The organism is Hymenobacter sp. UYAg731 (genome assembly GCF_054061335.1).
In genome coordinates this window covers 35,773-53,279 of the sequence record NZ_JBSSEC010000001.1, presented here as the reverse complement: position 1 = coordinate 53,279, position 17,507 = coordinate 35,773, and the positions used below count along the sequence as shown (strand labels likewise).

15 protein-coding genes and 1 tRNA gene are annotated in these 17,507 nt (G+C 60.4%); 6 read left to right on the top strand and 10 right to left on the bottom strand.

The window, feature by feature from the left end; translation table 11 throughout:
• Positions 1 to 4: 4 nt before the first annotated feature.
• From ACVWYF_RS00195 to ACVWYF_RS00185, 3 genes are all read right to left on the bottom strand, one after another.
• A complete protein-coding gene (locus ACVWYF_RS00195) occupies positions 5 to 790 on the bottom strand; it encodes an alpha/beta hydrolase (RefSeq protein ID WP_457063514.1) in 786 nt (261 codons plus the stop codon).
• An 87-nt stretch (positions 791 to 877) separates the two neighbouring features.
• The gene (locus ACVWYF_RS00190) at positions 878 to 1,606 is read right to left on the bottom strand and encodes a hypothetical protein (RefSeq protein ID WP_457063513.1); all 729 of its coding nucleotides are present in this window, start codon (positions 1,604 to 1,606) and stop codon (positions 878 to 880) included.
• A 90-nt stretch (positions 1,607 to 1,696) separates the two neighbouring features.
• Entirely contained in the window at positions 1,697 to 2,278 is a 582-nt protein-coding gene (locus ACVWYF_RS00185; protein WP_457063512.1) for a Crp/Fnr family transcriptional regulator, read from the bottom strand.
• Positions 2,279 to 2,456: 178 nt separating this feature from the next.
• Between ACVWYF_RS00185 and ACVWYF_RS00180 the strand changes: the two genes are divergently transcribed.
• From ACVWYF_RS00180 to ACVWYF_RS00160, 5 genes are read left to right on the top strand one after another with little or no spacing between them, the layout of a single operon-like run.
• Entirely contained in the window at positions 2,457 to 3,116 is a 660-nt protein-coding gene (locus ACVWYF_RS00180) for a DUF4159 domain-containing protein (protein ID WP_457063511.1), read from the top strand.
• Positions 3,117 to 3,176: 60 nt separating this feature from the next.
• Positions 3,177 to 3,761 (top strand): biliverdin-producing heme oxygenase, encoded by a 585-nt coding sequence (locus ACVWYF_RS00175; protein ID WP_457063510.1) that lies wholly within the window; start codon positions 3,177 to 3,179, stop codon positions 3,759 to 3,761.
• Positions 3,743 to 6,058, top strand: a complete 2,316-nt coding sequence (locus ACVWYF_RS00170; protein WP_457063509.1) for an ATP-binding protein — start codon at positions 3,743 to 3,745, stop codon at positions 6,056 to 6,058. The genes ACVWYF_RS00175 and ACVWYF_RS00170 overlap by 19 nt, the downstream gene beginning before the upstream one ends.
• Before the next feature lie 4 nt (positions 6,059 to 6,062).
• Positions 6,063 to 6,509, top strand: coding sequence for a response regulator (locus ACVWYF_RS00165; protein ID WP_457063508.1), 447 nt, complete (start codon positions 6,063 to 6,065; stop codon positions 6,507 to 6,509).
• Positions 6,510 to 6,519: 10 nt separating this feature from the next.
• Positions 6,520 to 7,767, top strand: coding sequence for a sensor histidine kinase (locus tag ACVWYF_RS00160; protein WP_457063507.1), 1,248 nt, complete (start codon positions 6,520 to 6,522; stop codon positions 7,765 to 7,767).
• Between the two features lie 54 nt (positions 7,768 to 7,821).
• On the opposite strand, the gene ACVWYF_RS00155 is transcribed toward ACVWYF_RS00160, so the two are convergent.
• The 4 genes from ACVWYF_RS00155 to ACVWYF_RS00140 all read right to left on the bottom strand — a co-directional run bounded on the left by ACVWYF_RS00155 (position 7,822) and on the right by ACVWYF_RS00140 (position 11,298).
• The gene (locus ACVWYF_RS00155) at positions 7,822 to 8,394 is read right to left on the bottom strand and encodes a 1-acyl-sn-glycerol-3-phosphate acyltransferase (protein WP_457063506.1); all 573 of its coding nucleotides are present in this window, start codon (positions 8,392 to 8,394) and stop codon (positions 7,822 to 7,824) included.
• 137 nt (positions 8,395 to 8,531) lie between these two features.
• Positions 8,532 to 9,302: a patatin-like phospholipase family protein gene (locus tag ACVWYF_RS00150; protein ID WP_457063505.1), complete on the bottom strand. Its 771-nt coding sequence runs from the start codon at positions 9,300 to 9,302 to the stop codon at positions 8,532 to 8,534.
• A gap of 96 nt (positions 9,303 to 9,398) precedes the next feature.
• Positions 9,399 to 10,247, bottom strand: coding sequence for an MBL fold metallo-hydrolase (locus ACVWYF_RS00145; protein WP_457063504.1), 849 nt, complete (start codon positions 10,245 to 10,247; stop codon positions 9,399 to 9,401).
• Positions 10,248 to 10,350: 103 nt separating this feature from the next.
• Entirely contained in the window at positions 10,351 to 11,298 is a 948-nt protein-coding gene (locus tag ACVWYF_RS00140) for an acetyl-CoA carboxylase carboxyltransferase subunit alpha (protein WP_457063503.1), read from the bottom strand.
• Positions 11,299 to 11,598: 300 nt separating this feature from the next.
• On the opposite strand from ACVWYF_RS00140, the gene ACVWYF_RS00135 reads away from it, so the two are divergent.
• Positions 11,599 to 11,672: transfer RNA gene (locus ACVWYF_RS00135), tRNA-Asp, on the top strand.
• A 538-nt stretch (positions 11,673 to 12,210) separates the two neighbouring features.
• Here ACVWYF_RS00135 and ACVWYF_RS00130 read toward each other — a convergent pair.
• The 3 genes from ACVWYF_RS00130 to ACVWYF_RS00120 form a co-directional block, all read right to left on the bottom strand.
• Complete coding sequence (locus tag ACVWYF_RS00130; RefSeq protein WP_457063502.1) at positions 12,211 to 13,401, bottom strand: alginate lyase family protein; 1,191 nt, start codon at positions 13,399 to 13,401, stop codon at positions 12,211 to 12,213.
• A gap of 131 nt (positions 13,402 to 13,532) precedes the next feature.
• A complete protein-coding gene (locus ACVWYF_RS00125; RefSeq protein ID WP_457063501.1) occupies positions 13,533 to 14,696 on the bottom strand; it encodes an alginate lyase family protein in 1,164 nt (387 codons plus the stop codon).
• A gap of 347 nt (positions 14,697 to 15,043) precedes the next feature.
• Positions 15,044 to 17,503 (bottom strand): glycoside hydrolase family 2 TIM barrel-domain containing protein, encoded by a 2,460-nt coding sequence (locus tag ACVWYF_RS00120; RefSeq protein WP_457063500.1) that lies wholly within the window; start codon positions 17,501 to 17,503, stop codon positions 15,044 to 15,046.
• Positions 17,504 to 17,507: the final 4 nt, after the last annotated feature.

Genomic DNA, 17,507 nt, shown 5'->3' with positions numbered 1-17,507 from the left:
CGCCCTATTGCTGCTCCAACCAATTAATGATGTAGTCGGCGTCTTCTTTCCAGGTCGGCTGGCCCAGCACGAAGTGGTTGCGACCCGCAAATTCCGCATAGTCCAATACGGAGTCATTCTTTTCGTATTTCTCGAAATTTCGGAAATTGAGGTGGGCGGGAATAATGTTATCGATACTGCCGGAGGTGAGCAGCAGCGGCGGGTGGTCCTTTTCATAATCTACCTCGGCAGCGCTGCTCAGCCCGCCCCGCGCCACCACTTTCGATTCGGGAATCGTGTATTTTTCGTACGCGGCGCGCTGCACCTCCAGCGGCATTTCGTTCACAAACGCGTACTGCCAGTCCTCGAACGACATCAGGTAGGTTTCATCGAGCGAGGTGAAGATGCCCAGGGATTTCCAGCCCGCTTTCAGGAAGGAAAACTCGTAGGGAAACACGCCCAGCGTGGGCACCGAATGAATGGCCACGCCGGCCGCCGCCAGGTCGCGATTCACGATGAGCTGGGTCATGAGGCCACCCAGCGAATGGCCGATGACAATGGGCTTCTGCGGGTAGCGCTGCACCACGTTGGCGTAGTGGTCGACTACTTCGTTCAGGGTCAGGTTTGCCAGGTCGGTATCGTGGGGCTGCCGGGCGCGCAATTCGGCCGCCGTGCCGTCCTTGAAAGGCCAGGCCGGGGCCACAGTTTTATAGCCCTTGCTTTCGAAGTAAGTCCGCCACTCGTCCCAGCAAGTATTACTGACGAAGGCTCCCGTAACAAATACGACGTCTTTGGTGGTGATTGTGTTCATAGTTGGTGAGTGAAAGAAGGTTAGGCTTGACTATGGACTAGTCGCTGAATTTCAACACATCATTATATAAAACATATACTATATAAACTAGTTAATTCTTAAATTCTGTCCTGCGTTGTCACCATCCATTGGCTGGTCGTCGCCCGTAATCAGCTGCCGGATGGCGGCCAGATGCGCCAGCAGCACCAGCGGCACCACGCAGCCCGGCAGCCACGCAAACGGGAAGTGCAGAATGGCCACGTTGGGCTGCTCGAAAGCGAAGCGCTGCAAGGGCGTGGGGGCCGAAAGCAGCGCATTGACCACGATATTGAGCAGCGAAACCAGGCCGAGGATATTCCACAAAAGCAGCCCGCGCCGGCCCAGCTGCTTTGTATAAAAGGCGAAATAGCACACGATGGGAGCCGTGAAGCCCGCCAGAATGTCCCAGTTACGGCCCTCAAACGTCATGAGCTGCGGCACGGCCTTTTGCAGAAAGAGGCTGAACAAAACCAGCTCTACCGGAATGCGGACGACGTGCAGCACAGTCAGCATTTCGAGGCGCAGTCCCGCCAGCCAGCGGCGGCCGGCGGCCGTGGCCAACAGCGCCGCAATGAGCAGCAGCGGCGGCCCCAGCAGCAGCGCCAGCCGCGGCGGCAGCGTGTTGCTGACGGTGTAGAAGCCGCTTAAGCTCACCACGCCCTGCACCAGCAGCCACGCCAGGAGCACCAGCAACACACGTTTCGACCGGTGCGCGGCGAGGTAGAGCAGCCCGACCGCGAGGCCCGTGGTGAGGCCGAAAACGAGGCCGAGAAGCGTGGTATTGGGGAGCATGTGCATGGCCGGGCGGGTTGGTTTTTGGTACGCCACAAAGGAACTGGCGGCCCGCCCGGCGGAGCTTGCCAAATGGCAAGAAATGCGGTCCATCGGTTATTTCGGCGGGTTTCCCTTCCGAATCCGGCTCAGTGAAGTGTCGGTAATACCGAGGTAGGAGGCCACGGTTTTGAGAGGCGCGTGGCGGAGGATTTCAGGGCTGGTGCGCAGCAGGCTGTCGTAGCGGGCGGCGGCGGGCTCGGTTATCAGGGCCAGCATCCGGCTTTTGAGGGCCGCGTAGCCGCGCACCAACACCAAGCGACCGAACTCCCGGAACTCGGGCCGGGCGTGAAACAGCGCGTTCAGCTGCTGGTGCGTGATGGCCCAGCCCTGGCAGTCGGTGAGGGCCTGAATGTATTCCTGCGAGGGCGTGCGGTTGAAAAAGGACGCCACCTCGAACACCACCTGGCCGCTGGCATAGAAGCCGGTGGTCACATCGTGGCCGTCGGTATCGTAGGCAAAGGCGCGCATAAAGCCGCTGTCCAGCAAGAGGTAGTCGTCGCTGATGCGGCCGGCTTGCAGCAGGTACGTATTCCGGCCAAATTCCCGGGGCGTAAACTCTCCGGCAATTTCTTCGGCCTGCCCCGCGCTCACGAGGCCGGTGCTTTGCAAAAAAAGGGTTAATTTCTCGGTGCTCATCTCTCCGGCCCAAATAGTGGCTGCGGGGGTGGCCACCCCCGCCACAAGGTAGCGGGCGTGGTTACTTTGCAGCGGCCCGGCATCCGCACTTTGCGCCAGCCAGGCCGCTGGTGCCCGAACTTTCCCGCGCCGCCCGCAATTATAGCGCCTGGCAGCCTGCGCCTAATTTGTCCGTCTTATGCTCAAATACCTGCTTTTGTCCGCTTCGCTCCTGCTCACGACGGCCGCCGCGCCCGCGCCCAGCTTCCGCATTGCCAAGCTGCACTACGGCGGCGGGGGCGACTGGTACGCCAACAAAACCTCGCTGCCAAACCTCATCAGCTTCTGCAACCAGGCGCTGAAAACCAACATTGCGCCCGACGAAGCCACCGTGGAGCTCGACGCGCCGGAGCTGCTCTCCTACCCCTTCATTCACATGACCGGGCACGGCAACGTGAGCTTCACCGCTGCCGAGGCCCAGAACCTGCGCCAATACCTCATCGGTGGCGGTTTTCTGCACATTGACGACAACTATGGGCTCGACAAATTCATCCGGCCCGAGATGAAAAAGGTGTTTCCCGAGCTGGAATTCGTGGAGCTGCCGTATTCCCATCCTATTTACCACCAGAAATACCAGTTTCCCCGGGGCCTGCCCAAGGTGCATGAGCACGACGGCAAGCGAGCCCAGGGTTTCGGGCTGTTATACAAGGGCCGGCTGGTGTGCTTCTACTCCTATGAATGCGACCTGGGCAACGGCTGGGAAGATGCCGGCACCTACCCCGAAGATTCGCCCGCCGTGCATGATGCCGCCCTGCGCATGGGTGCCAACCTGGTGAGCTACGCCCTCACTCAGGACTGAGAAACGAGGGCGCGCCGCGTTCAATGGCCTACTTTCGCCTTGCTAACGTTGTCATTTTCTATGCCCAACCCTCCGGAAAGTCAGGCTATTTTGCCGCGCCTTCGCCACGAAACCAAACCGTTCCACGATGCGGTGGAACAAAACCCGTTCAACCGGGCCTTGGGCGCGGGCACGGTAACGGCCGCTGACACCGCCGAATTCCTGGCCAAAATGTACGGTTTTCTGGAACCGTACGAGGCGCAGCTATACGCCCACGCCGCCGCCTTCGGGCCGGCCTGGCAGCTCGACCAGCGCTACCGCGCGCCCCTGATTCTGGAGGATTTGGCCCGCCTGGGCCACGATGCCGCGCCGCCGCTCTACCCCGAGCTGCCGCCGCTCACCAGCCGCGCCCAGCTGCTGGGGGCTATGTACGTGCTCGAAGGCTCCACACTGGGCGGGCAGGTGATTGCGCGGCAGCTGGATAAGGCCGGTATTGCCGCGCACGCCTTTTTCACGGGCCGGGCCGGGCGCACCGGGCCGCTCTGGAAGGCCTTCTGCCAGCAGCTGACCGAGGCCACCGAAACCGGCGACGACGACCCGGCGGCCATCGTGGCCTCGGCCGTTCATACTTTTCAAGCGCTATCCGCATGGCTCAATCAGCGCTAAAACCCACCGACGAAAACCTGCCTGGCCAGCCCGTCACGCTCAACAACTGCGACCGCGAGCCCATTCACATCCCCGGCCTTATTCAGCCCTACGGCTTTTTGCTGTGCCTCGATGAGCTGAGCCGCCGCGTGGTGCAGGCCAGTGCCAACACCCTGGCGCTACTGGGCATGGCCCCCGAAACCCTCATCGGGGCCGGCCTGGGCACGCTGCTGGAGCCCGAGCAGCTGCTGGAAGTAGAGCGCGTTTGGGCCACGCTGGGGCCGGAGGCACGCCTGCTGGGCATGCGCCTTGGCCGCGTGGTGGGCCAGCCGGTCTACAAGCTCATCCTGCACCGCTACGATGACTTGCTGTGGGTGGAGGGCGAGCCGGTGGCCGATGCCGGCGTGAGTGCCTTTGACCTGCCCGCCCTCAACGTGAGCCTGGGCCGCCTGCTCGCGGCCGAAAGCGTACTCGCCTGCTGCCAGGTAATGGCCGAGCAGGTACGCGCCATCTCGGGGTTCGACCGGGTGGCCATCTACCGTTTCGCGCCCGATGACAGCGGCGAAGTCATGGCCGAGGACGTGCGCGAGGACCTGCCCCCGTGGCTGGGCATGCACTACCCGGCCACCGACATTCCGAAGCAGGCCCGGGCCATGTACCTCAAAAACTGGCTGCGCTTCATCCCCAATGCCCGGTATGCGCCGGTGCCGCTGGTGCCCACGGTGGCCCCCGGGGCCAGCCGCCCGCCCGATATGACGTACTCGGTGCTGCGCAGCGTGTCGCCCATTCACCTCGAATACCTGCATAACATGGGTTCAGAGGCTACCATGACCATTTCGCTCATTCAGGAAGGGCGGCTGTGGGGCATGGTGACCTGCCACCACCAAACCCCGCGCCTGGTGAGCTACGAGCTGCGCGACCTGTGCCAGTTTCTGGGCAAAACCGTGTCGGCGCTGCTCAAAAGCAAGGAGCAGCAGGACGAGCAGGCCTACCGCCTACGCATTCGGGAGGCGCAGGTGCGGCTCTTCGATTTGGTGAGCACGCAGGCGAATTTTATTGATGGCCTTCACCGCTTCCAAACCACGCTGCTCGATGTGGTGGGCTGCGGCGGGGCCGCCATCTGCTTTGATGGGGAGATTATTACCCTCGGCCACACGCCCCAGCCCCGCCAGATTGCGGAGCTTTTGGAATGGCTGCGCGCCCATAACCCGCACGACGTTTTCGTCACCGATTCCTACGGGCGGCTGAACCCGGCGGGCCAGGCCATCCGGGGCACGGCCAGCGGCATTCTGGCCGTGGCGCTGGCCCGCGAGGTGGGCGAGTACATCATCTGGTTCCGGCCCGAGCAGTTGCAAACCGTGACCTGGGCCGGCCGCAACGAAAAAAACCAGACCACCGCCGACGGCCAGGTTTTTCTCTCGCCCCGGCAGTCGTTTGAGGCCTGGAAGCAGACCGTGGAAAGCACTTCAGCGCCGTGGCTGCCCCTCGAAATGGAGGCCGCCCAGGAAATCCGCCTGCACATATCCGACATCCGGCTGAAGGTTTTCAACGAGCTGCAAGCCAAAGCCATCAGCCTGGCCCGGCTCAATGCCGAGCTGGAACGTAGCAACGAAGAGCTGGACTCCTTCGCCTACGTGGCCTCGCACGATTTGAAGGAACCCCTGCGCGGCATCCACAACTACTCGCTGTTCCTGCTGGAAGACTACGCCGACCAGCTCGACGCCGATGGCGTGAGCAAGCTCCAGACCCTGGTGCGCCTCAGCCAGCGCATGGAATCCCTGATTGAGTCGCTGCTCCAGCTTTCGCGCGTGGGCCGCGTCGAGATGACGGTCGATGCCGTGAATCTGAACGATGCCCTGGCCGACATTCTCGACCTGCTGCACCCCCGCCTGGAGCAAACGCACACCACCGTGGCCGTGCCCAGCCCCCTGCCCACCGTGCGCTGCAACCGCACCTCAATACACGAGGTTTTCAATAACCTGCTGACCAACGCCCTGCGCTACAGTAACCACCCCGAAAAGCACGTTACCATCGGCGTGGCCCCGCCCGAAATTCGTGGCCCCAAAAGCACCGGAAATCCCGCCGATTTCACCGTCATTTACGTACGAGACAACGGCATCGGCATCGACCCGAAGCACCACGACAACATTTTTAAAATTTTCAAGCGCCTGCACGCGCAGGATAAGTACGGCGGAGGCACCGGCGCGGGCCTGGCCATTGCCCGCAAAATGGTGGAAAAGCTCGGCGGTGAGCTGTGGGTTGATTCCACCCTCGGCCACGGCGCGACGTTCTATTTTTCGCTCTCCAATCACCTATAAGTCAATGAATCCCACCGCCCTCATCCCCATCCTCGTGGTGGAAGACAGCGCCGAAGACTTCACGGCGCTGAGCCGGGCCTTCCGCAAAAACGCGGTGCCCAACTCCGTGCTGCGCTGCGCCGACGGCGACCAGGCTCTCGAATACCTCAAGGGCTACGGCAAGCATCCGGACTGGCCCAGTCAGTTGCCCGTCATCATCCTGCTCGACCTTAACATGCCCGGCACCGACGGCCGCGCCGTGCTCGACGTGCTCAAGCGCGACCCCGCCCTGCACCCCATCCCGGTTATTGTGTTTACGACCTCGTCCAACCACAATGATGTTGCCGAATGCTACCGCCTGGGGGCCAACAGCTACCTCACCAAGCCGATTGGCTACGCCGCACTGGAAGAAAAAGTGCGCTTGATTATCCGTTACTGGCTGGAGGCCTCCGAACTTCCCCTGGCTGGTTAGCCAAGCGCCCGTGAAGCGAATTCTACTGATTGACGACAACCCGGAGGACCGGATGTTATATCGCCGCTTTTTGGGCCAGCAAGTTGGTTTTCAAAGCCTTGAGATTGTGGAAGCTTCTTCGGGAGTTGAGGGACTGGAGCAATTCCGCATCCGGCAGCCCGACTGTGTGCTGCTGGATTACAACCTGCCCGACACCGACGGCCTGGATCTGCTGGAGGCCTTGCGCAAGCTGGCCCCGCCCGACACGCTGTGCGTGGTGATGATAACCGGCGGCGGCAACGAGGCCCTGGCCGTGCGCGCACTCAACTCCGGGGCGCTCGACTACCTGGTGAAGCAGCAGTTCGACCGCGAGCTGCTGAACAGAACCGTGCTGCATGCCATCGAAAAAAACGAATGGCGGCAGTACATGGCACGCTACCACGGCGAGCTGCAGGGCGTGAACCGCGAGCTGCGCGATTCCCTGGCCGCGCTCACCGAAACCCGGCAGGAGCTGCACGAAAAAAACGCTCAGCTCAGCGCCGCCAACCAGGAAATCGGGGCGCGCAACCGCCTGCTGGCCCGCACCAACCAGGACCTCGACAACTTCGTGTACGCGGCCAGCCACGACCTGCGCCAGCCCCTCGACAACCTGCGCGGCCTCTTCGACGAGCTGCGCCGCACCGCCACCTTCCAGGACCCCGACGAGGCCGTGGTGCTGGGCCTGCTCGAAGACTCCCTGCACAGCCTGTCCACCACCATCACCGACCTGGCGGCCGTGGTGCAGGAGCAGCGCAGCCCCGGCGAACAGGCCGCCGAGCAAGTCGCCGTCGCCGGCCTCGTGGCCGATGTGCTGAAGGCTCTGCACCCTCAGTTGGTGGCCACCGAAGCGCATGTCGACACCGATTTTGCCGCCCTGCCGGCCCTGCGCTACGTGCGCAGCAACCTGCGCACCATTCTCATCAACCTGCTGGGCAATGCCCTCAAGTACCGGCACCCCGGCCGCCTGCCCCGCATTCAGGTGCGTACCTACCAGGCCGATAGCTGCCCGGTGCTCGAAGTGCGCGACAACGGCCTAGGCATGGACCTAGACCGCCACGGGGCCGAGCTATTTCAGCTGTTCCGGCGTTTCCACCCGCAGGTGGGCGAAGGCACCGGCGTGGGCCTGTTTCTCGTCAACCGACTGGTGCAGTCCGAAGGCGGGAATATCGCCGTTGAAAGCGAAGAAGGCCAGGGCACGGTGTTCCGGGTGTTTCTGCACGGCAACCGCGGCAACTGTTAAGAGACTGAAAGTCAGCATTACCAACAGTCAAGTCAAGGCATTTCTAACAAAAACTCAACGCACACCCTGCTGCGGGAAGCGGCCCGATTTAGTGCGGTAGAACGCTTTGATTTTAGCTTCATCGGCCTCATAATCGCCCGTCGGCCATACGGCCTCGCCGATGCCAGCCTCCTTTTTGGCGTAGTCCAGATACCCCAGCCGAATGGGAACGTGCGCGCCCAGCGCGGCAAAATAATAGCCCTTGCGCCAGCGCGGCTGGTAGGCCCGCGTGCCTTCCGGCGTGATGAGAATCACCAGCTCCTCGTGCGTATCAAACAGCTTCACCATACCATCCACGAGGCTGTTGTTGCGGCTGCGGTCCACGGCCAGGCCCCCGATGGCCCTCACCAGCCAGCCCAGCGCCCAGTTTTCGGTCCACTCCTTTTTCACGGTGAAGCGCACGGGCACCCCCATCAGGTAGAAGGCGGCCCGGGCCAGGATGATGTCCCAGTTGCTGGTGTGCGGGGCCGCAATCATCATGCTTTTCCTAATTTCGGGGTTGTGAATCTCGCCCAGATGCCAGCCGGCCACTTTGAACACGAGCGTGGCCATGGCGTGCCAGAAGGGAGATTTTTCGCGGGGAGTCATGGTACTTCGTGAGGTAAGCGTCAGCTTGCCGGGAATCAGCCGGCCACTGAATTAAAAAACAAAACTAGGCATTCGGGCCGTTTCGGCAGGTTCGGTCCCGGCCAGCAGCGGCCCGCCGGTGGCCGCGCAGGCTTGCCTCACGCCTGCACCAGCGCCTGCAGGGCAGCGGCCTGCCCCATGGTGTAGCGGTAGCCAATGTCGAACAGCTCGGGGCCGTGCTTGTAGCCCAGCGGCCGGTAATGGCGCAGCTCCGGCGGCTCCAGCAGCAGGTGGCACTGGCTTTTGCGGGCCGCCGTGTTGGCATTGATGGCTAGGTGCAGGGTGCGCTCGATGAGGCGACGGAAGGTGGGAATACGGGCTTCGGGATTGATGGGGTTGCAATGCACGCCCACTACGCGCAGGTCGGTTTGGCCCAGCAGCGGCTCCACGGGCAGGTTGTTGAGCAGGCCGCCATCTACTAGTTGCCGGCCCTGGTATTCCACCGGCCGGTAAATTATCGGCACCGCCGACGAAGCCAGCAGCGGCGGCAGCAGCGCCCCGGAGTTGAAATACACCGACTCGCCCACCATCAAATCTGTGGCCACCAGTGTGACCGGCAGCCGCAAATCTTCAAAATTGACCGTGCTGCCCAAGTGCCGGGCCAGTAGGTGCTCCACCGCATCGAGATGCAATAACCCAAACCGGCTAAACGCCGGCCGGGTAAGCCGAAACACATTGGTGCTCAGCAACAGCCGCAAAATCTCGCGGGGCGCAAAGCCCGCCGCGTAAAATACGCTGGCAATGGCCCCCGAGCTCACGCCCGCCAGCTGCGCCACCGGCAGTTGCAACTCGTCGAGGGCCGCCAGCACGCCCAGGTGCGCAATCCCGCGTGCCCCGCCTCCCGATAATGCCAACCCGAGCTGGGCCATGTGTAGTATTGGTTGATGATGAGTAAACGCCCGACCCGCCCGCAGTCGCGCCGCCTTGCCATTACGCAAAACCGGCCCGAATAACCGGTGGCGAGGCTACAAATCGGCCAGTCGCAGGGTTTGGTCCAGGCGGATGCCCTTATCGGTCAGGGCCACGGTGCAGGCTTCGTTGGTAGGGTCGTGTTCCAGCAGCAGCACCCAGTTTTCGGCGGCAGCGCGGCGCAGCACGGCTTCTTTTTCGGGCATTGTGATGAGCGGGCGCACGTCGTAGCTCATCACGTAGGGCAACGGAACGTGCGCGGCGCTGGGCAGCAAATCGGCCATGAAAGCCAGCGTACGGCCCTTATAATCCAGCACCGGCACCATCATCTTCTCGGTGTGCCCATCGGCCAATATAATTTCGCGGAACTGCGGCAGCGCGTCGGGCACGCCTTTTTGCAGGTCGATGAACTGCAAATGCCCGCTTTCCTGAATCGGCAAAATGTTCTCCTTGAGGAAGCTGGCCTTTTCGCGCGGGTTGGGCGTCACGGCCCAGTCCCAGTGCGCCTCGTTGCTCCAATAAGTGGCGTTGGGAAAAGCCAGCTGCAACGTTCCATCGGGCCGGCGCTGCACCGAGCCGCCGCAGTGGTCGAAGTGCAGGTGCGTCAGGAACACATCGGTGATATCGGTGCTGGTGAAGCCCAGCTTGCGCAGGGACTTCTCCAGGGTATCATCGCCATGCAGGTAAAAATGGCCCCGAAACTTTTCATCCTGCTTGTCGCCAATGCCATTGTCGATGAGCAGCAGCCGGCCGCCATCCTCAATGAGCAGGCAGCGCATCGCCCAGGTACACATGTTGTTAGCATCGGGCGGGTTCAGCTTCTGCCACATACTCTTGGGTACCACGCCAAACATGGCACCGCCATCGAGCTTGAAAAGGCCGGTATCGATGGTATGAATCTTCATAGGTCAGCGAACAGATATTAGTGAACAATAAACAATCCGTCAGTAGCACCTTTGGAGAACAGCACAGGACTGTTCATTGCTCACTGACAACGGTTCACTGAATTTATTCCACCACCACGCCCATCGCCGAGAACTTATCAATCCGCTGCGAAATACGGTCTTCCACCGAGATGGCACTCAACTCATTCAGCGTCTTGAGGAGCGTGCTTTTCAGCGTTTCAATCATCACCTCGGGCGCGGTGTGCGCCCCCCCCAGCGGCTCTTTCACGATGCCATCGACCAGGCCAGCCGATTTCATATCCGTCGCCGTGAGCTTGAGCGCTTCAGCCGCCTGCTCCTTATAATCCCAGGAGCGCCACAGAATACTGCTGCACGACTCGGGCGAAATAACAGAGTACCAGGTATTTTCCAGCATTAGCACCCGGTCGCCAATGCCAATACCCAGGGCTCCGCCGCTCGCGCCCTCGCCAATGATGACGCAGATAACCGGTACCTTCAGCATAAACATCTCCTTGAGGTTGCGGGCAATGGCCTCGCCCTGCCCCCGCTCCTCGGCCTCTAGGCCCGGAAATGCACCGGGCGTGTCAATGAGCGTCACCACGGGCACGTTGAATTTTTCGGCCAGTTTCATCAGGCGCAGGGCCTTGCGGTAGCCCTCGGGGTTGGGCATACCGAAGTTGCGAAACTGGCGCTGCTTGGTGTTGTGGCCCTTCTGCTGGCCGATAAACATGACGGGGTGCCCATCAATTTCGCCAAAGCCGCCTACCATGGCCTTGTCGTCGCCCACGGTGCGGTCACCATGTAGTTCCACGAACCTGTCGGCCATGCCGTCGATATAGTCTAAGGTATAAGGGCGCTCGGGGTGGCGCGAAAGCTGCACCCGCTGCCAGCGCGTGAGGTTGGCGTATGTTTCCTTTTTGAGGTCTTTAATGCGCTTTTCCAGCGCCGCTACGGCTTCGCCTACTTCCACGTCGCTGTCGGCAGCGAGTTTCTGCATTTCAAGGAGCTTGCCTTCGAGAGCGGCAATGGGTTGTTCAAAATCGAGGAGCATGGACTGCGAAGAATATTTGCGTGGAGTGGGAAAGCGAAAATAGCGGGCGGAAGCAGTCTGATGTGACCTGAACCCACGACCTGCGCCCTCACATGCCGCCGCACGGGCGGATAGCAAAGGTAAAACATCCACCGTTGGGGCAAGGCGCAAAAATTAATGTTCCTGAGAAACAACCCCCAAGCTCTCAAACGCCCCTTTTTTTGAAGAAATATTGGCCCCATCCTTGCGGGGCGCAGTTTTCTTGCCCTACCTTTGTATCACCAAAACGGAAAAGCACACGGCTTCTCCACCAAGGCAAACGGTTTGGTAGTTCAGTTGGTTAGAATGCCGCCCTGTCACGGCGGAGGTCGCGGGTTCGAGTCCCGTCCAGACCGCTCGTTTGCAACAAAACACCCTGTAAGTCATGTACTTGCAGGGTGTTTTTGTTTTTGGGTAAAACATAGGTAAAACAACAAGGAATTGTTGCTCTAAACCGTATTGTACGTTCGCAGCTTGTCTGACGAATATGATAATGGTAAAGAGGTGGTCTAGGTAAGAAAGCTATTGCAAAACCTATCTTCTACTGCCCCTGACTAAAATTGGTGGGGTTCCTCTAGACACAAATGATATACTTCAGCTTTCAAAGCCAAGTAATAACTGGATGATGTGACCTGTTCCAGAATTATTTCGTCAACCGTGGTACTCCCCAAAACTGGACAGTCAGAGCGGCTAGCCTAACTCGATTATGCCCCCAAACACACCCGCCATCGCTACACGGCCGAGTCCAGTGTCGAGGTGGCACTGACCTGTTCACCGAGCCCTTGACCGAGTAGCCGCCCACTGGACTATACCGCTGGGGTTGTAGCGCGAACGTTGTAGTTCGCGCTACAACCCCAGCGGTATAGTCCAGTGGGCACTGCGTAACAGTTGTACCTAATTCATCCAGATGAGGGGGTTGCGAATTGGTAGATTACGCACCACTTCGAACACTTCAGGCGCATGGTTGAGGTGCTGCCAGGTGCCGAGCCACGCCTGATTATTGAATTGCACCGCCCCGAAAACCAGAAATGGCTGTGCTACCGGCCAGTTGTCCCAATACATTACATCTTTAGGGAAGGGCCAAGTCGTTTTGTCCTTTACAAAAGGGTACAAGAATTCGATGCCCCGACGGATGCTGCGGCCGTCGGCGGTTTGAAATGTCCAGAGGTTATCGGCGGGTGTACTCAGGATTTGGCAAAGGGTAGCCATCGCATCGAGGTTGAAAAGGGAGTAGCCGTAAGGCTTGGTGCGCTTGGTTTCGAATGGGAAGCTGCCATCGGGAGCCATCTGGGTGGGCAGGTGTACGGTTTTGTATCGCTCACGGCACAAGGCCAAAAATTCCTGATTGGCGGTGAGACGGGCGAAGGCAGCTACCTGCATGGTCCAGCAGGTGCCGTGGTTGTTGGCCGCGTTCATCTCCTCCTTGGCGTTTGGGTGGGTATTAAGCCAGGTCAGGTACTCACTGAACCAGCTTTTGATGCCTGCCAGGTCATTTTTATCGAACTCTTTGGCCCCTTGCATTACTAGCACGCCCTGAGCCACCTCCATCAGCTGAATGGTATCAATAATGCCAATGCCGCGCCCTGTGAACCGGCCCGAAATGGCCTGCGCGTAAAGCAGCGAAGGATTCATCAGCGTCCTGGAATTGAGGAACCAGGCCCGTAAGTGCGTCAGCGCGTGGCGCACGTATTGGGTATCGCCAGTCAGCTTGTAGGCCGAGGCCAGCGCCCCAATGATGCGGCTGAAGCGAATCATGGACAAGCGGTGGGCCGTGAAATTACCGGGGTTGGTGAGGCCGTCGCGCTGGATGTATGGGCCAGCGGGGTGCTGCGGGTCGGGCCACCAATAATCGCCTTCGGAGAAGAAATCGTGCGGGCCGCCCGCGCTGCGCGGGCAGCTGCTTGCCGTGACCGTGATGGGTGCCTGCTGTAAGGCCCAGGCAGCTTCTTTTAGCACGTAAGTGCGTAGGGTATGCGTGGCTTCCTGCTGGAGCTTGTTAGCTGGTGGGACTGATTCAGCGGCGGTTTTGGCCACCGCCGGGCCGAGCAACAGGCACCATAGAAGCGTAAAAATCCGGAGTTGCATCAGACGCTTTTTAGACGGTTGAAATAGTAGGGGTATTTCCATCAAAAAGAACCGTCAGGCTGAGCGCAGTTAAAGTGAGCGCAGTTAAAGCCTGACGGTTCCTTTTGATGGAAATACCATAGCGCACTTACCTACCGCGCCGTGCCGATGCTGCGGTGGGTGAAGGAGGTGAAGCCCAGAAAGGTCTTGTCGCCGGGAGCACCGTAGGGGGCCTGGCGGTCGCGCAGGGAGGCAAGCTTGCTGGTGCCATAGTAGTTGCAGGCCGTTTCAATGCCGGGGAAAATCTGGCTGCCGCTGCAATTGCGGGAGTAGTTACCGGCCTCGGCATCCTCAAACTTGTTCCAGGCATTCTTGATGAGCTGGCCGTTGGCCTCATAGAGCGCCGTATTGCCTTGGATACGGGCCGTTTCGGCGGCGTAGGTCATGGCGCAAAGCGTGTACTGCGGATGCACGCAGTCGCGGTCGCGCTGCTCTTTGATGGCCCCGTCGGAATAGATGAGCTGCGGCATGATTTGCAGCAGGTAATCATAGCCAGAATCGTACACCGCCGTGCTGTTGAACCACACGCCGAGGGCCATTTTGGCGTAGCAGTACGAGGCCTGCCAGTTGTTGATGTCGGAAATGGCACCGGGCACGTTGTTGACGTAGTTGTTCTTCAGATTGTTCAGGAAATCGGAGAACTTGGCCACGTCCGTGGCCGACCAGCCCGCACCCGTTCCATTTACCTGGTAGTAGCGGATGATTTCGGCCGCTGCCACGAACGACGGCGATACCCAGGCGGCCTCCAAATACGTCTGGCGGAATTCCGTGGGGCTGCCATCGGGCTTGGGCGAGGTGGAGTAGCGCTGGAAGTTATAGGCATAGCCGTTCAGAATCTGCTTGGCCTGGCCGGCATAGGTGGCATTGCCGGTTTTTACCCAGCGCAGGGCGCAGGCATAGGCCAGAATGCAGTCGCGCCGAATCTGGTCTTCGGAGGGACTGCCGCCGCTGCCCACCGCGTACACCACTGCTGGAAAGGAGGTTGGCACCGGATATTGGCTCATGTAGTCGATGACCTTGTTGTAGCCGGCCGTGCGGGTAGCGTCGCCGGCATTGGCTTGTCCGGCCACCAAGTCGAGGCCGACGGCGCTCACCACCACGCCGGGGTGGCGGAAGGTGGTAATGGTGGAATCGGCGGTGCCCGTGGCCGCCGTGGCGGGCATGGCGGCCTGCTCCTTCTGGCAGCTGGCGAGCAGGGTGGAAGCAGTGACCAATCCCAAACGAGCGAGGCGCGGTAGCGCGGTGAAGTGCATCATGGTTATTCGTGGGAATTAAGGATGGAAACAAATGATTTTCAGGCTGCTCCGGGAGGTAGGCCATCGTCGGGGAGCGGCATAAAAGTAAAATCCTTTAAGCTCGTTAGGTACTTGGGAAAGCAGCTTTATTTACGGAATCGTTTGCGGAAAACAACACACGTTTAATCCTCATTTTTAATGAGTTAAAGCTGCACAAACAACCCCGGAACCTCACCCCTACTCCTCTGCACAAGGGTGGGGGGCCTGACAATTATGAACCAGGCATTTCCAGTGCTCCTTCTTTTTTGGAGCGGGGTCAGCGGGTGAGGGTCCGGTGTTGCACTGTGTATTGCTCGGTACTCACTGTTTCATAGATTCAAAAAAAACGTTTCCAACCCCTCCGAAGCCACGCTGGCCACGCTGCGCAGCCCGTTGGTGCGCACCCGGATGATGGCGCGACCATTGTAGGCCTGTACCTTACGCGAGCCGCTGCTGGTGCCCAAATCATCAAGCAAGACGCCGCCGCCAGTCAAACCAAAATGCACCCAGTTGGCCGCGTCGAGGCATTGCACGCCCTGGGAGTCGAATAGCTTCACTTCGATAGTAGCGATGCCGTTGGCTTCGGCGGTTCTTTCGAGGGTGAGGTGGGTGGGATTGGCCCATTTGGCGGTTTGATAGCGTTGGGTTATTTCGTCCTGCACGGTGGTTTTGCCCGAGTGGGCCACGGCGCGGAAGATATTTTCGCCGGGGTTGAGGGCCACCAGCCAGCGCAGGCCGGCGGCGGGAAAATCCTGGCTATTGCGTGTTTTTACGCCCTGGCTTTTGTCATTTACAAACAGCTCGACCTCAGCGCAATTCGAGTAGACTTTCACCATTTTCTGCTCGCCGGACTCGCCCCAGCGCACGGGCCAGGAATGGCCGTAGAGGTGTACCATCGGCGCGGTAGTCCAGTACGATTGGAAGACGTAGAAGGCCTCTTTGGGGGTAAGGTCGCGCTCCACTACGCCCTTTTGATTCATGTAGGGAATAGGGTTGTCGGGGCGCACGGGGGTGGAGAAATCCTTGAACGGCCAGTAGGCCGCACCGCTCAGCCAAGGCATGTTTTCCTGCTCCTTGAGGTGCCAGTCGACGAGGTTGCAGAGGTAGCTTTCGCTCCAGTCGCCGTCCTTCGAGACGCGGGCGCTGCCGCCGAAGAGGCTGGCGTCGCCCGCACGCTCGTCGGCCCCCTGGCCGCGGGTGATTTTGGCCAAAGCATTGTCGGGGGTTTCGGCGTGGCGGCCGGCGTGGCTGTCGCCGCCCCATTCCACATGCAGGAAGCGTTTCACGGCTTTGAATTCCTGCTCCGCGGCCTCCTTATAATCGGTGTAAATCCCTCGGTACCAGCCGGCCCAGATGGAGGGTGAGTACACGTCGGGAATATCCTTGCAGAAGTCGCAACGCCGGATGGCAGTGTAACGGGCGGGGTCGAGCTGGTGGGCCAGGTCGTTGAGCGATTTCAGGTACGTCCGGATTTTTTCCTTTTCGAACGCCGGAAAATCGCCGGCCCAGTCGTTCTCGTTGCCCAGCCCCCAGATGATGACGGCGGGATGGTGGGAGTGCTGCCGCACCATGTTGGTGAGCATCCGTCGACCCTGCGCCTGGTAGACTTCGCCGCCCAGCCCGCCCCGGCACCACGGAATTTCTTCCCACACAGTTATGCCCAGCGAGTCGCAGAGGTTCAGCACGACGCGCGACTGCTGGTAGTGGCCCAGGCGAATGAAGTTGACACCCATGGACTTCATCAGCCGCATTTCCTGGCGAATCTGGGCTTCGGTCATGGCGGCGGCCACGCCGGCGTGGTCTTCGTGACGGTGGGTGCCGCGCAGCAGCAGGCGCTGCCCGTTCAGCCGGAACGGGCCGTGCTCCACGAATTCAATGTGGCGGAAACCAACCTTTTCGCGGTGCTCAAACCGCTCGGGGCCGGTGCCCATCGTCACTTCCACGGTGTATAATTCCGGGTGCTCCGGCGACCACAGACGCGGGCTTTTTAGCTGGAAGCTGGCCAAGTCCAGCTCGCCGGTCTTTACTGAAGTAGTGGTTTGTGACTTCGCTGCCACCTTGCCGTCGGGGGCAAGCAAACGCACCCTCACGGGCGCGATGCCGGCCGCCAGTGGCTCCCGAAAAACCCCTTTTATGGTCAATGAACCCAGTTTTCCGGCGGCATCCACTTCGGCCTGCGCCACTATTCGCTCCAACGAAAAAGCTGGTTCGTAGGTGAGGTTGAGGTAGCGGTAGAGGCCGCCGTAGAGGTTGAAATCCGACAAGTCGGAGGGCATCATCTCCAGGTCGCGGGAATTATCGCAGCGAATGGAAAGCGGAATTTTGCCCTTGAATTGGTTTTTGAAAACGTCGGTTTTCTGGAAGTCGGCCACGGCCTGGGTGATGTCCACGGTCCATTCGTCGTAGCCACCAACGTGGCTACCGACTTCGGTGGTGTAGATGAAAACGCGGGTTTTCTGACCCGCTCCTTCGAAGTGCAGCAGGGTGCGGCCGTGGGCGTAAGGGTTCTGAATGGTGAGCTGAGCGCGGTACCAGCCGGGGCCTTGGTAGTAGTTCACGTCGGGGTCCACGGCGTCGCGGGCGTTGAAGCAGTGCGGCAGGGTCACGGGCTCCCAGAGCGGCACGCTTTCGGGGTTGCCGGCCACCACGGGCCGCACCGCCTCCCACACGCCGCCCAGGTCCTGGCGAACAAATTCCCAGTTCGTGGTCAGACGGGTGCTTTGCTGGGCAAGGGCGGGGAGGCTGAAGCTGAGAAGCAGGACGAGGAAGCGGAAGACGGTTTTTGCCATTGGT